Below are 14,501 nucleotides of genomic sequence, written 5' to 3'. Positions count from 1 at the left end.
GACATGCACTTTGATCTGTAGATGAGACGCTTCGGCAACTACACTGGTTCTCATGTCTGGAACACGAGAGTCACGCGACCTGCTGTCGCGCTGCAGCGCACCGCGGGAGCTGCGTCGCCTGGAACGCGAGCAGCTGGACGAATTGGCGGCGGAAATTCGCGCGTTCCTGATTGACAACGTGTCGCGCACGGGTGGGCACCTGGGCCCGAACCTGGGCGTCGTCGAGCTGACGATCGGCCTGCACCGGGTGTTCCGCTCCCCGCAGGACACGATCATTTTTGACACCGGCCACCAGGCGTACGTGCATAAGCTCCTCACCGGACGTCAAGATTTCTCGTCGCTGCGTTGCCCGGGAGGCCTGTCCGGCTACCCGTCGCGCGGTGAGTCTGAGCACGACGTCGTCGAGTCCTCGCACGCGTCGGCGTCGATCGCGTGGGTGGATGGCATCTCCCGCGAGAAGCACCGCCAGGGGGATCGCACGTGGACCGTGGGTGTCATCGGCGACGGCGCGCTGACGGGTGGCCTCGCCTGGGAGGCGCTGAACAACATTGCGACGGCGAAAAACCGCCGCATCATGATCATCGTCAACGACAACGGTCGTTCCTATGCGCCGACGATCGGCGGTCTCGCGGCTCACCTGGATGCGCTGCGCACCTCCGCCAGATACGAGAAGGCCCTGGCGTGGGGCAAACAGCACCTGCTGAGCCACGGCATGCCGGGACGTGCGGCCTACGATGCGCTGCACGGCCTGAAATCGGGCATCAAGGACGCGCTGATGCCCCAGGTCATGTTCGAAGACTTGGGCCTGAAGTACATCGGCCCCGTGAACGGCCACGACATCGCGGCGGTCGAGACCGCTCTGCGCCGCGGTCGCTCCCTCGACGAGCCGGTCCTCGTCCACATGATCACCGAAAAGGGCCGCGGCTACACGCCGGCCGAGGAGGACATCGCTGACCGTTTCCACGCGGTCGGCCCGATTCACCCCGAGACCGGGCTCCCGGTCGCCCCCGAGCGCTTCGGTTGGACGGGAGTCTTCGCCGACGAGATCTGCGCTCAAGCCGCCACGCGCGATGACATCGTCGGCATTACGGCCGCGATGATGCGTCCCGTGGGCCTTGGCCCCATGCACGAGGCATACCCGGGTCGCGTGATCGACGTTGGCATCGCCGAGGCCGAGGCCGTCGCCTCCGCCGCCGGCATGGCCTACCAGGGCGCTCACCCAGTCGTGGCGCTCTACGCGACCTTCCTGAACCGAGGCTTCGACCAGCTTCTCATGGACGTCGCCCTCCACCGTGCGGGCGTCACTTTCGTGCTGGACCGCGCGGGCGTGACGGGCGCGGACGGCGCCTCGCATAACGGCGTCTGGGACATCGCGATGTGCTCGATGATCCCTGGCCTGCGTCTGGCGGCTCCCCGCGACGAACAGACGCTGCGCGCACGCCTTCGTGAGGCGCTCGACGTCGATGATGCTCCCACTGTCATCCGGTACCGCAAGGGATCGCTGCCCGAGCCCATGCCGGCGCTCCGCAGCGTCGGGGGAGTGGACATCCTCTTCGACGAGGCAGTGGCTGATTCATCCGCTCGGGTGCTCATCGTGGGTACTGGCGCGTGCGCGCCCGACGCGATCGAGGCCGCGCGCCGCCTGGCTGCTGACGGAGTCAGCGTCACTGTTGCGGACCCGCAGTGGATGATCCCTATCTGCCCGGATCTGGCGACGCTGGTGCGGGACTACGACTGCGTCGTGAGCGTCGAGGACGGTATCGTCCAGGGCGGTTTCGGCTGGTCGCTGCGCGACGCGGTCGCGGAGACGGGTGTTCCCGTGCGTTGCCTGGGCGTGCCGCAGGGATTCCCCGAGCACGGCGACCGCGCGGCCATGATCGCCCAGTTCGGCTTCGACGCCGACGGCATCGAACGCACGGCCCGCGAGCTCGTCGAGCGAATCGGCGAGCGCTAGATCATTCGAATCAGACGCCGAGCGCGTCGCAGATCGGGTCGAGCGTCAGATCGATCTGCCAGTCGCGCGCACCGCGATTGACCATACGCTCCTCGACCTCATCACCCGAAGGGCGCGACGGATCCAGGGGAGCCCACGCGATATAGCGCTGCACCTGGGGAGCGAGCACGACCTCGGGTGCCAGACCGAGACTCGACGCGACTGAAGCGACCGCATTACGCACCGTTCCCAGGCGCGCGGCCGAGGCCTCGTCAATCCGATTCCAGTGGCGCGGTTCCGGGATCGACCCGGGCTGCACGGGCTTGCGTTTGGGAGGCAGCTCGTCCTCCGTCATGGCGGCCACGCTGGCGAGGGCTCGCATCCACTCGTCCTCGTACTGGCGGGCGACGGGGGAGCGGAACTCGCTGATGCTCATGAGCGCGCGCTTGTTACGCGGAGGATTCGAGGCCGCGCGCACGAGGGCGGCGTTACGCACGAGGCGACCGGGGCTGAGGTCGATGCGCTGAGCGATCGACTCGCGCGTCTCCCACAGGGCCTTCAAAACCGCGAGGCCGCGGCGAGAACGGATCTTGCCCGCGCCGGGCACAGAACGCCAGCGATCGGGCTTCGGACCGGGAGGGGTGACCGACAAGGCGTAGGTGAACTCCTGCTGCGCCCACTCCCAACGGCCCATCTCATCGAGCCGCTTCGAGAGCCGATAGTAGAGCTCCGTCAACAGTTCGACGTCGAGGGCTGCGTAGCGCAGCCACTCCTTCGGCAGGGGACGCACCGACCAGTCCGAGGCCTGATGATCCTTGACGAGGCCCAGGCCAAGCACCTGCTCAGCGACGGCCGCCAGCCCGAAACGCTCCAGGCCGATGAGGCGCGCTGCGATCTCCGTGTCGAACAGGGCTGAGGGGCGCAGTCCAACCTGGCGCAGATTCGGCAGATCCTGCAAACAATCGTGCAGCAGCCACACGTCCTCCACTCCCGGCTGCAGCACGGACAGGTCCGGCAGCGCGTGCGTGTCGATGAGGAACGTGCCCACGTCCTCGCGGCGAATCTGCACGAGGTAAGGATCGGAGCCGTAGCGGAAGCCCTGAGCGCGCTCGACATCCAGGGCGATTGGGCTTGAGCCAGCACTCAGCGCGCGAGCCGCAGCCTCAAGATCTTTCTGAGTATCAATGACGGAGGGGGTCCCCCCACGCGGCTGCGCAATGAGCTCCGGATTATCCGTATCGCCCTGCGGCAAACCGCCGCCATTGTTGACCAGCACTCAGACTCCTTCGAGATGACGGGCAGGCATGATCCCTGCCGTCCGACGCATGACATCCGCCCAGCCGGACAGATGCTCACCAAGATACTCACTGTTGGGCGTCCACGAGGCGCGCACATCGACGAACAGAGATGATCCTCGCAGTTCAAGACCGCCGAAGGCCTCGCTCATTTCGCGCGTCACCGTGCCCGTGATGTCATGGAATCCGGCTCCCGCAGTCTCCAGGCAATCGAGCATCCAGCCCCACACGCCCTCCGACAGCAGCGGGTCGCCGATCATCTCGGCATCGACTTGCGCACGCAACTGACAGACGACTCGGAACGTGCCGTTCCAGCCGATCTGCTCCACGGGGTCGTGGAGGATGACCATGCGACCAGTCGACAGGGGCTGTCCGGCCTCGTCCTCGTCCGTGGTCCGCATCGCGAGCGCCGCCGTGAAGGGTGCCAAACGACGAGGTGGGGGAACCTCCTCGAGGAGTATGTGCGCCAGGTGGTCCGCCTGCCGCAGGGACAGCAGAGCCCGCATAAACTCCTCGGGCACCGCGTTTTCATTCACAAATCAAATCGTACGGGTGTCCATGCGCCTTTTGGTCTAGACGCGCCGCCAACCTTCAGGTCGATAAGTAGCGGGTACGCGTGCCTTGTCTCGGTCGATGTCGCTCCGGGGACTACAGGCCGCGCGGGTTGCGCAGGATGAACGAGGTACGTGGTCCGACGCGCACGATGTCGCCCGAGTGGTACTCGTCGCGATCATCGTCGCCCGCCGTGTCGACGACGGTGTGCCAGATGTGCCCATACTTCGCGTCAGGGAGCGTGAAGTCGACGGGTTCCGGAGCGGCGTTGAGCAGCAGTAGGAAATCGTCGTCGAGGATGCGGCGACCGTTCGCGTCAGGCTCGCGGATGGCGTCGCCGTTGTAGAAGACCATCGTCGAGCGAGCCCACGGCTGGTTCCATTCCTCTTCCGTCATGTGCGTGCCCGCCGGGGTGAACCATTCGATCTCGCCGAGCTCGGACTCACCGCCGCGCTGCGCGGGACCCTCCAGGAAACGGCGGCGGCGCATCACCGGGTGATCGCGTCGCAGGTGGATGAGATGGCGGGTGAAACGCAGGAGTTTGTAGTCGTGCTCATTCAAATCCCAGTTGATCCACGAGAGCTCATTGTCCTGGCAGTACACGTTGTTGTTGCCCCGCTGGGTGCGGCCAAGCTCGTCGCCGTGGGCGATCATCGGCACGCCCTGGGAAAACATGAGGGTCGTCAGGAAGTTGCGCTGCTGACGGTAGCGCAGCTCGATGATCTCCTCGTCATCCGTGTCGCCCTCGACGCCGCAGTTCCACGAACGGTTGTCGTTCGCGCCGTCCGCCCCACCCTCGAGGTTCGCCTCGTTGTGCTTCTCGTTGTAGGACACGAGATCGCGCAGGGTGAAGCCGTCGTGGGCGATGACGAAGTTGATGGACGCCATGGGCTTGCGGCCGGTCGTCCCGTAGAGGTCGGAGGAGCCGGCCAGGCGGGAAGCAAAGTCAGGGAGCGAGGAGAACTCGCCGCGCCAGAAATCGCGCACCGTGTCGCGGTACCTGCCATTCCATTCGGACCACAGGGGAGGGAAGCCGCCAACCTGGTAGCCGTCCGCACCCACGTCCCACGGCTCCGCGATGAGCTTGACCTGCGAGACCACGGGGTCCTGGTGGATGAGGTCGAAGAATGCGGACAGCCGGTCGACCTCGGCGAACTGGCGGGCCAGAGTGGAGGCCAAGTCGAAGCGGAAGCCGTCCACATGCATCTCCGTGACCCAGTAGCGCAGCGAGTCCATGATGAGCTGCAGGACCTGAGGAGAGCTCATGAGGAGGGAGTTGCCCGTGCCCGTCGTGTCGAAGTAGTGCTGACGATCCCCGTCGACGAGGCGGTAGTAGGAGGGATTGTCGATGCCGCGGAAAGAGAGGGTTGGGCCCATGTGGTTGCCCTCTGCCGTGTGGTTGTAGACGACGTCGAGGATGACCTCGATGTTAGCGGCGTGCAGGGCCTTCACCATTGCCTTGAACTCAGAGACCTGTGCGCCGGGGTCCTTCGTAGCCGCGTATGCGTTGTGCGGGGCGAAGTAGCCGATCGTGTTGTAGCCCCAGTAGTTCGACAATCCCTTGGCCTGCAGCGTCGTATCGTTCGTGAACTGCTGGATCGGCATGAGCTCGACCGTGGTGATGCCGAGCTTCGTCAGGTGCTCGATAATCGCCGGGTGCGCCATGCCTGCGTAGGTGCCGCGCAGCTCCTCCGGGATCTCTGGGTGGCGCATCGTCATGCCCTTGATGTGGGCCTCGTAGATGATCGACTCGGAGTAGTCGTGTCCCGGGCTGCGGTCCCCCTCCCAGTCGAAGAAGGGGTTGACGACGACGGAGTGCATTGTCGCGTCGGCGGAATCGCCGCCCTTGAGTGTGAGGGGATCGTCGGCCTGATAGGAGAGGAGGTCGAGAGAATCCTTCAGCTGGCCCTCGATCGCCTTCGCGTAAGGGTCAAGAAGGAGCTTCGCAGGGTCGCAACGCAAACCGTTCTGGGGATCCCAGGGGCCGTCGATGCGGTAGCCGTAACGCTGGCCGGCGCGCACCTGTGGGACATAGACGTGCCACACGTAGGCATCGACTTCCGTCATGGGGATGCGCATTTCGTTGAGGTCATCGTCCAAGAGGCACAGCGTCACAGACGTTGCGACCGAGGAGTAGATCGCGAAGTTCGTTCCGGTTCCGTCAAAGGTGGCACCCAGGGGGTAGGCCTTGCCAGGTCGCGTTTCCATACCGACAAGCCTCGCACGAATGTGTATCGATTGGGCGATAATCCGCCCGGAAATAGGCGTGTGACTTGGATAACGGGGCTTTGGTTTTGCGTTCTGGCCAGATCTTCTGTTAAGGTTTTACCCGTTGCGAAGAACGGTTAACGTTCTGAGAAACGCGGATGTGGCTCAGTTGGTAGAGCATCACCTTGCCAAGGTGAGGGTCGCGGGTTCGAGTCCCGTCATCCGCTCGGGCGATTGGCGCAGCGGGAGCGCGCTTCCCTGACACGGAAGAGGTCACTGGTTCGATCCCAGTATCGCCCACGGTCATCCTGGAAACAGGATTGGCGGGCTATAGCCCAGCCGCACAAGCGGTTCACGCGGATGTGGCTCAGTTGGTAGAGCATCACCTTGCCAAGGTGAGGGTCGCGGGTTCGAGTCCCGTCATCCGCTCTCAATCGGGAATCCACTCGATCCCATTGGGTGTGGTGGGTTGGCCGAGAGGCGAGGCAGCGGCCTGCAAAGCCGTATACACGGGTTCGAATCCCGTACCCACCTCGGGCGATTGGCGCAGGGGTAGCGCGCTTCCTTCACACGGAAGAGGTCACTGGTTCGATCCCAGTATCGCCCACCAGTAAGTCGGATCGGTTAGTCCGGCTTTTTTGTTTATCGAACTCTCGTCGAATGTCGGCGGGAGTTTTTTCTTCGTCTCCTGTTGACGGCGTTTGTGTGGGTCATACGACACTACGTGTTGCTGGAAGGGTGACTTTTCGGCGCCGATGGTGCGGTCACCGTACGCAACGAGGGGCGGGACCCTTCGGGGTCTCGCCCCTGTCGTCGCCGGGGAGGCATGGGGATCGTCGGGGGGCCTGCGAGCCCTTCAGGTCCATCTTCTGTTTCTGTGAACGCATCCTGCGCACGTGGGCCCCTTTGATGCGCACGTTAACCCGATAGGTGGTGGCCTGGGCGGGCTGCCCACCATGCCACCAATGGGGTTTAGCTGCGCATAGAAGGGTTAACACTGCCAGTAGGCGGGCCAATCTAGCAGGACCTCAGCACAACAAACTCGCCCGGCGGTATCCCACGACTGCTGGTCTGCGAAAAAACTCGACCAACACGGCCGCTCCAGCCGCGTTTCCACGAAAATACTTGCCCAGCTCGCCATCAAACGCGAATTTTTGACCATTGTGAGCACGTAGGGCAAACTTTTTCGCGCCCGCACCCACATCAGGCCGGGCAGGGCGACGAATGTCGCGCACGAGGCGCGACACGATGGCGACATTGAAACCAACAACACCACTGCACGCCCCCAACAAGGAACCACTGAAACCGCCATCGCCTCTGCACCCGAAAAGCGCCGTAAAAACGCCTATTTCTCACCCGCAAAGGCGATGGCGGTTTCACCCCCACGCACTCACCCGCGAGCAAAGGCGACGATGGTTTCAGACAACCGGGCCACCTGGCCAACAGGGCCAGGCCGCAGTGCCCGCGGGCCCTGAAGCTATGTCCAGCCCCGCCATTTCACACCTGGCCCCTCTCACTCGCACGTGGGCCCGATGATCCGCACGCGGGCCCTACAACTCGCACGTGGGCCTGATGACCCGCACGCGGGCAACGCCGCCCAGGCGCATGTTGAGGGGTTGACGTGCGTATCAAGGGGTTAACGCGCATGTTCAGGGGCTTACGTGCGAACAACACTCCACGACAGGCACCATTGTGCCCAAAACGTAGACCACCTCGCCCGAAACAGCTGTTTTCACCGGTTTTTGCCGAGGTGGTCTGCACTGTGGGCACCACACAACCTCAAACCGTGATCTCACCGTCACCAAACGGGGGGAATTGCACTACATGATGCTCCGACACGCCGTCAATACGCCGAAGAAGGGCTTCATGTAGTGCAAAACCCCCACCACCATCGGCATAGAGGGCGTCGCCGGGCCCGGCACCCAGAAAATCCGTGGGTCCACAAGCAACAACCAGTGCCATGCGGCAACACGTAGTGTCCTATAACCCCTTTGTGTCGCGTGGCGCTGGGGAGATGGTCGATCAGTGCGCGGCGTTGTAGCATCCTTCCATTTGCTGAACGACTGGTGAGTTTGTCGGCATTCTGGGTTGGTTGTTCGCCCATTGGGCGACACGCCCGGGCAACAAATTTTGTCAGTTTATAAATTAGTCCGACAAATCGGCGATGTTTGCTCTTGTCGCTCGTGTTATTTGTGGTGCCTGAGGAACTAATCCCTCTGATTCTTGACCAAATTGCAGGCGATTAGCATAGACTGAGCGGGTATGCGGCGACGTCGTCGCACATCCCGTTGACAGGAGTTTTCTATGGTTGCCCTGAAGCGCCGTCACTTCGGTGTTCTTCTTGCGACTTTCGCATTGGTTTTGAGTTTCTTTGGCCTGGCGCAGTTTGTCGGCGCTCAGGCTCCTGCGTCTGCGGCCCCCCTGAGCTGCCCCGAGCCGACCACGAATGTGAGCAACAAGGTCACCTTGGATTGGGACAATGCTCAGCTTGTCGACTACAGAGGTCGTGAGACAAAGGCCGTGGGTGACTGGTGGGACCTCGGCATTAAGCTGCCGTGGAAGACCGACGGTCGTGTGAAGGCTGGCGACTACTTCACCTACGACGCCTCGATCGTCAACGCCGCGACGGGGGAGAGCATGCTGCGCCCGAACGTTACTCGTAAGTTCGAGGTCATCTCCGACAATGGCGTCGTCGTCGGCTGTGGCACCTGGGGTGCTGACGGCATGGTGACCGTCGTCTTCAACGAGAAGGTCGAGTCCGCCGCGCAGTGGTACGGCCACGTGTCCACCAATGGTCTGACCCAGTACACCGGTCCCGGCGGTGAGAAGTACACGGTCAAGCTCGGCAAGAAGGTCCAGCGCGAGATTGACATGCTGCGTCGCACCCCCGGCGTTCCTCGCTACCAGAAGGATGGCTGGCTCAACCTTGCAGAGGATAAGGATGGCGACGAGAATAAGGCCATCATCTGGCGCGTCATTTTCCCCGCTGGCGACAAGGCCGTGACCGGCGCATCGATCGTCGACGAGGTGCCCGCGGGCTCCAACTGGAGCTTCAACTGTGACGTCGTCAACGACTACGCGAAGAACCATACCTACCTGGTGACCGACCCGACCACCTCCGAGGGGCTCCGCCAGGATAATGACACCTCGAACGGGGCCTTTGGTGCTGCCGCGCAGGTCGAGTGCACCTCTACCAAGGTGACTGTGACGCTCGCCGAGATTCCCGCGAACCAGTCCGCCATCATCCTGCTGCCCGGCCATGTTGATGGCGTGAAGCGAGCTGGCGATGTCGTGGGCGTCTTCTCCAACACCGTCAACTTCAACGTTGCTGGTGTTAAGGTGACCGAGCCTATCACGAAGACCATCCACTACGGCGCGGCTGCCGACGCATACGCCCACCAGACCTTCTCTGTGACCAAGAAGGTCGAGGGGGATCTGCCTGAGTCTGCTCAGGATCTCGAGTACCCGCTGACGATCACCCTGAAGAATGACGCCGATCCCTCGGTGAACAAGACCTTCGAGGCTTCCGTCAAGGCTGGCGAGACCTACACCTACCCCACGTCTCTGCCCCTGGGCACCGTTGTGACGGTGTCGGAGGGCGACCTGCCCGCTGGTGTGGGTATCACCTGGAACGATGGTGAGAGCCGCGTCTTCGAGTCCGCTGATGGCGTGACCCTCTCCGCGGATAACCGCGAGGCTACCTTCACGCTGCGCGATGATCGGGTTTACTCGCTGACCTTGACCAACGTTCTGGCCCCGACCCCGACCCCGTCGGCCACGCCTTCGACCCCTGCTCCGACGCCCTCGGCAACTCCTTCGCCCGCTCCGCAGCTGGCGAAGACCGGTACCGATGCGGCCGGCCTGGGCGTCCTGGCTGGAATCGTCGCGATCGCGGGTCTGTCTCTCGTGGCCGCGAAGCGTCGTAGCCACTGAGACGACGTGGCCCGCAGGTGCGTGAGTGCCTGAGGGGCGCAGTGGGCGGGATGAGCATTGCTCATCCCGCCCACTTCTTTGTAGGTGCTTCCAGGGCAGTGGTTTGGTTGTGTGGAGGGGGGATGTTGGGACCAGTACGGACAAAAGTCCTGTCAAAAGATGAGCGGGCGAGAATCCTGCTGTCGTTGGCGCTCAGGGACGGGGTGGGCTAGGTCGCCGTTGCGAAGCGTGAGCGGTTGCTGTTGTGGCCTATTGTGGCTCATCGGAGGCGTTTGTCGCTGCGCTGTGATGGAGGGCTTCGTGTCGAATGAGGACATGTAGCTGACGGTCGCGCGAGGCGGAAAAGGGTGATAATGCACAGAAATGTGATCAACGACATTATTTCTTGAAATCCGCGTTTTTGCTGGTCAAATACGTTTTACCTGCTGTGCAGAAATTAATTGGGTTCAATTACAGATGTGTTTTCTAGGCTGTGTATGTGCTGCTTAAACGCGTTTGACAGGGAATTTTAATTCAAATAGTTTTTCGCTAACGTGGCGGCTGCTAGCAATTTTACTCCGTTACTCTATAATTATGTGCTTGAGGCGATACCGTCTCATGTCCATCGACAGGAGTTTTTTATGGTTGCGTTGAAGAGCAGTCGGCTTAGCGCCCTTCTTGTAGCTTTCGCTCTGGTATTGAGCTTCTTTGGTGCTTTGCAGCTGTTGACGACCCGCACGGCGTCGGCCACGGCGCTTGCGTGCCCCGCCCCCACGACGAACGTCAACAACAAGGTTGACCTCGACTGGGATAACCTTCAGCTGGTCAATCCCCAGGGTGCAGAAGCGAAGACAATCGCGAACCTGTGGGACGTCGGCGTCAAACTGCCGTGGAAGACGAACGGTGCTGTGAAGGCCGGCGACTTCTTCACCTACGACGCGACCGTGGCCGAGGCAAACACGGGTCAGGTGATCCTGCGCCCCACAGCCGAGCGTACCTTTGACGTCCGTTCCGCAACCGGCGTTGTCATCGGCTGCGGCACCTGGGGGACCGACGGTATCGTCACCGTCGTCTTCAACGAGAACGCCGACTCGGCCGCCGAGTGGGCGGGCTCCGTGACGACGAGCGCCGCGATTCAGTACACCGGCCCCGCCAACGAGAACTTCGTGGTGAAGGTGGGCAACAAGGTGGTTTCGCGCAAGGTCAATATGGTCGTGCGCCCCACCGGTGAAGCTCGCACTGTCAAGGAGGGCTGGATTGGCCTGAACGACAGCGAGGATGGCGATGAGAACAAGGCCATCATGTGGCGAGTGATCCTGCCCGCCGGTGATACGGCCGTGAAAGGCGCGTCGATCGTCGACGAGGTTCCCGCCGGTGAAAACTGGAGCTACGACTGCGACACGGTGAACGACTACGTCAAGAAGCACACCTTCGTCGTCGTCGATCCGACCACGCCCGAGGGTAAGCGCCAGAGCAAGGACACCTCGAATGGTGCCTTCGGTGCTGGTTCAACGGTCGAGTGCACGCCCCAGAAGCTGACCGTGACCTTCCCTGAGATCCCCGCGAACCAGTCGGCGATCGTCGAGATTCCGACTCGCGTCGAGGGGGCCAAGCGCGCCGCTGACGTCGTTGGTAAGTTCTCCAACACCGCGAAGTTCAACGTGCCCGGCAAGAACGTTTCGCCCGTCACGAAGGTGGTGCGTTTTGGTGCGTCTGCGGATGCCTTTGCGCACCAGACGTTCTCGGTGACCAAGAAGGTCGACGGCGAGCTCCCCGACAACGCGAAGGACCTCGAGTACACCCTCAACATCACGCTGAAGAACGACGCCGATCCGTCGGTCAACAAGACCTACCAGGCGACCGTCAAGGCCGGTAAGCGCTACAGCTACCCGGGTACCCTCCCGCTGGGCACCGAGGTGACCGTCTCCGAGGGTGACCTCCCTGCAGCCGATGGCGTGACCTGGAACGAGGCCGAGAGCCGCGTGTTCGATACCGCGCAGGGCGTCACCCTCAAGGCCAACAACCGCGAGGCGACCTTCAAGCTCAGCGAGGATCAGCTCTTTGCGCTGAACCTGAACAACAAGCTGGTCCCTACGCCTAAGCCCACTCCGACGCCGACCCCGACGCCGACCCCGGAACCCACTCCGACGCCGACCCCGACGCCGACCCCGGAGCCCACGCCGACGCCGACCCCGACGCCGACCCCGGAACCCACTCCGACGCCGACCCCGACGCCGACCCCGGAGCCCACTCCGACGCCGACCCCGACGCCGACCCCGGAGCCCACGCCGACGCCGACCCCGACGCCGACCCCGGAGCCCACTCCGACCCCGGAGCCCACTCCGACGCCGACCCCGGAGCCCACTCCGACCCCCTCGGAGTCTCCGAAGCCCACCCCCACGCCTTCGGAGTCCCCGACGCCGGAGCCGACCCCGACGCCTTCGACGCCTCCGGCTCCGCGCCTGGCGAAGACCGGTGCTGATGCTGCGAACATCGGCGTCCTGGCCGGAATCGTGGCCCTTGCGGGTGGATCGCTCGTCGCAGTCAAGCGTCGTCAGCGCTGACCCGATGAAGGTTACTCTCGCGGCTCCGAAGCGATGACGCGAATGCACGAATCATGCGGAACACGCGGGTGGGAAGACTTGGTCTTCCCACCCGCGTGTTCTACGTGCGTGAAGCAGTTGTACTGAGACCGGAAACCACTAATCGTGCAAAAAGAACGACGGTCATTCGCCTATGGTCGGGTGCTGCTCACAGGGCGCAGCGGCAGCCTGCATTGAACCCGACGTTGCCTTGGGTTGCTCCTCGTGGCTCTATCCGGCGAGGAGATACACGCGAGCCTCCCACGGCTTCAATGGTGTGGCAACAGTGGGTTCGCTGCCCGGGTGATTGCCGGTCTCATCGGTCGTCGTCTGTGATGCTTCCGTGTTGCCCAAGTAGAGGCGCCACGGCAACGAAGCCACGGCCTCGTCCTGTCGGGAGAACAGGGGAGCGTGGCGTTGCCCGGACAGATTGACCATCACGAGAACCTCGCTGCCCGCCATCTGCCGACGATAGACGAAGAGCGCCGGTGAACTCACGTCGATACGCTCAAATGAGCCCTGCGTCAGCGCGGGAACGCGGTGACGAGCTTCGATAAGTGCCTTGTAATACGACAGGACCGATCCTGCATCCTCGATCTGTGCCGCAACGTTGATGGCAGCGGCGGACGGCGGAACATCGATCCATGGCTCGCTCGAGGTGAAGCCGGCAGCGGGGGAGGAGTCCCACTGCATCGGGGTCCGGCCGTTGTCTCGCGACATCGCGGCGAGTCCCTCGGGGACCTTATCGATCCCCAGACACTCCATGTACGACACGGATTCGACGTCACGGAAATCGGCTGCGGTCGTGAAATCACCGCCGAGCATGCCGATCTCTTGGCCCTGATAGATGAAGGGGGTTCCGCGCTGGAGGAAATAGGCGGTCGCCAGTGCGGTTGCCGATTCGTACCAGTAGAGCGATGGATCCCCGAAACGGGACACCGAGCGCGGCTGGTCGTGGTTCTCCAGGTACAGCGCGTTCCATCCGCGCGTCCCGAGCGTGTCCTGCCAGCGAGTGAGAACATCCGCCAGCTCCCCGGGCGCCAGCTGGCGGGGCGAAAACTTGCCGTTCTCGAGGCCGAGGTTGACATGCTCGAACTGGATGAGCATGTTGAACTCGCGGCGCTCGGGATCGCAAAACAGCAGTGCTGTCTCGGGGGATGCGTTCGAGGCCTCGCCCACCGTAAACGACCCCGGATGGTGAGCGAACGTCCGTTCGTGCATCTCCTGCAGGAATTCGTGGAGACGAGGACCGTCCGCGAAGCACTCGTGCCCGACCCCAAACGGCGGGCGCGGGGCGCCTCCATCAGGCAGGCCCGGTAGCTTCGAAATGACGTCGATCGCGTCGACGCGGAAACCATCAACACCCCGGTCAAGCCACCAGTTCATCATGTCGTAGACGGCGTCACGAACCTGCGGGTTCTCCCAGTTCAGATCGGGCTGCTCGCGTGCGAAAAGGTGAAGGTAGTACTGGCCGGTAGACGCGTCGTACTCCCACGCCGGCCCGCCGAAAAACGACTCCCAGTTCGTCGGCTCAGCACCGGGAGCACCAGGCTCGAAGCCAGGGCGTGGATCCCGCCAGTAGTACCAGTCTCGACGCTCTGAGTCGACGCTCGACGCTGACTCAACGAACCAGGGGTGCTCGATTGACGTGTGGTTGACAACGAGGTCCATGACGATGCGCATACCCAGGTCGTGAGCACGTGCAACGAGGGCATCAAAAGTCTCGAGATCTCCGAACAGCGGATCGACGTCGCGGTAGTCCGAGATGTCGTAGCCGTTATCCGCCTGAGGGGAGCGGTAGATCGGGGATATCCACACGATATCGACACCCAGCTCAGCGAGGTAGTCGAGGCGGCGGATAATCCCTGCAAGGTCTCCGAGTCCATCCCCGTTCGTATCCTGGAACGAACGGGGATAGACCTGGTACAGCACGGCGTTCTTCCACCAGGGCTGCGCTGCGTAGAGTTCGCCAGGAAGCAGCTCGGGGTGGATGATCATTGCGCTTGTCGGTTGTACGGT

At 62.9% G+C, this 14,501-nt stretch carries 7 protein-coding genes and 5 tRNA genes; 8 read left to right on the top strand and 4 right to left on the bottom strand.

Annotation, left to right across the window (positions count from 1 at the left end):
- The first annotated feature begins 52 nt into the window (after positions 1-52).
- Complete coding sequence (gene dxs / locus FBF35_RS06020) at positions 53-1,954, top strand: 1-deoxy-D-xylulose-5-phosphate synthase (protein ID WP_060567392.1); 1,902 nt, start codon at positions 53-55, stop codon at positions 1,952-1,954.
- A 10-nt stretch (positions 1,955-1,964) separates the two neighbouring features.
- Here the strand turns inward: dxs and FBF35_RS06015 are convergent, their stop codons facing one another.
- The 3 genes from FBF35_RS06015 to glgX all read right to left on the bottom strand — a co-directional run bounded on the left by FBF35_RS06015 (position 1,965) and on the right by glgX (position 5,988).
- A complete protein-coding gene (locus FBF35_RS06015; protein ID WP_060567391.1) occupies positions 1,965-3,209 on the bottom strand; it encodes an HRDC domain-containing protein in 1,245 nt (414 codons plus the stop codon).
- Positions 3,210-3,734: a DUF3000 family protein gene (locus FBF35_RS06010; RefSeq protein ID WP_187348988.1), complete on the bottom strand. Its 525-nt coding sequence runs from the start codon at positions 3,732-3,734 to the stop codon at positions 3,210-3,212.
- Between the two features lie 142 nt (positions 3,735-3,876).
- Positions 3,877-5,988 carry a glycogen debranching protein GlgX gene (gene glgX, locus FBF35_RS06005; protein WP_060567390.1) on the bottom strand — a complete coding sequence of 704 codons (2,112 nt, stop codon included), beginning with the start codon at positions 5,986-5,988 and terminating at the stop codon, positions 3,877-3,879.
- A 154-nt stretch (positions 5,989-6,142) separates the two neighbouring features.
- Between glgX and FBF35_RS06000 the strand changes: the two genes are divergently transcribed.
- The 7 genes from FBF35_RS06000 to FBF35_RS05960 all read left to right on the top strand — a co-directional run bounded on the left by FBF35_RS06000 (position 6,143) and on the right by FBF35_RS05960 (position 12,464).
- Positions 6,143-6,215, top strand: a tRNA-Gly gene (locus FBF35_RS06000).
- Between the two features lies 1 nt (position 6,216).
- Positions 6,217-6,288 (top strand) — tRNA-Val (locus FBF35_RS05995).
- 56 nt (positions 6,289-6,344) lie between these two features.
- Positions 6,345-6,417 (top strand) — tRNA-Gly (locus tag FBF35_RS05990).
- 34 nt (positions 6,418-6,451) lie between these two features.
- A tRNA-Cys gene (locus tag FBF35_RS05985) sits at positions 6,452-6,522 on the top strand.
- 1 nt (position 6,523) lies between these two features.
- Positions 6,524-6,598, top strand: a tRNA-Val gene (locus FBF35_RS05980).
- 1,694 nt (positions 6,599-8,292) lie between these two features.
- Positions 8,293-9,921: a DUF5979 domain-containing protein gene (locus FBF35_RS05965; protein ID WP_060567389.1), complete on the top strand. Its 1,629-nt coding sequence runs from the start codon at positions 8,293-8,295 to the stop codon at positions 9,919-9,921.
- 620 nt (positions 9,922-10,541) lie between these two features.
- A complete protein-coding gene (locus FBF35_RS05960) occupies positions 10,542-12,464 on the top strand; it encodes a DUF5979 domain-containing protein (protein ID WP_060567388.1) in 1,923 nt (640 codons plus the stop codon).
- Positions 12,465-12,713: 249 nt separating this feature from the next.
- Here the strand turns inward: FBF35_RS05960 and FBF35_RS05955 are convergent, their stop codons facing one another.
- On the bottom strand, positions 12,714-14,480 hold the full coding sequence (locus FBF35_RS05955; RefSeq protein WP_060567387.1) for an alpha-glucosidase: 1,767 nt from the start codon (positions 14,478-14,480) through the stop codon (positions 12,714-12,716).
- Between the last annotated feature and the right edge of the window lie 21 nt (positions 14,481-14,501).

Source organism: Schaalia odontolytica, from assembly GCF_005696695.1.
In the GTDB taxonomy this organism is placed as follows: Bacteria; Actinomycetota; Actinomycetes; order Actinomycetales; family Actinomycetaceae; genus Pauljensenia; species Pauljensenia odontolytica_C.
The sequence above is the reverse complement of the archived record's forward strand: the minus strand, read 5'-3'. Positions and strand labels throughout refer to the sequence as shown.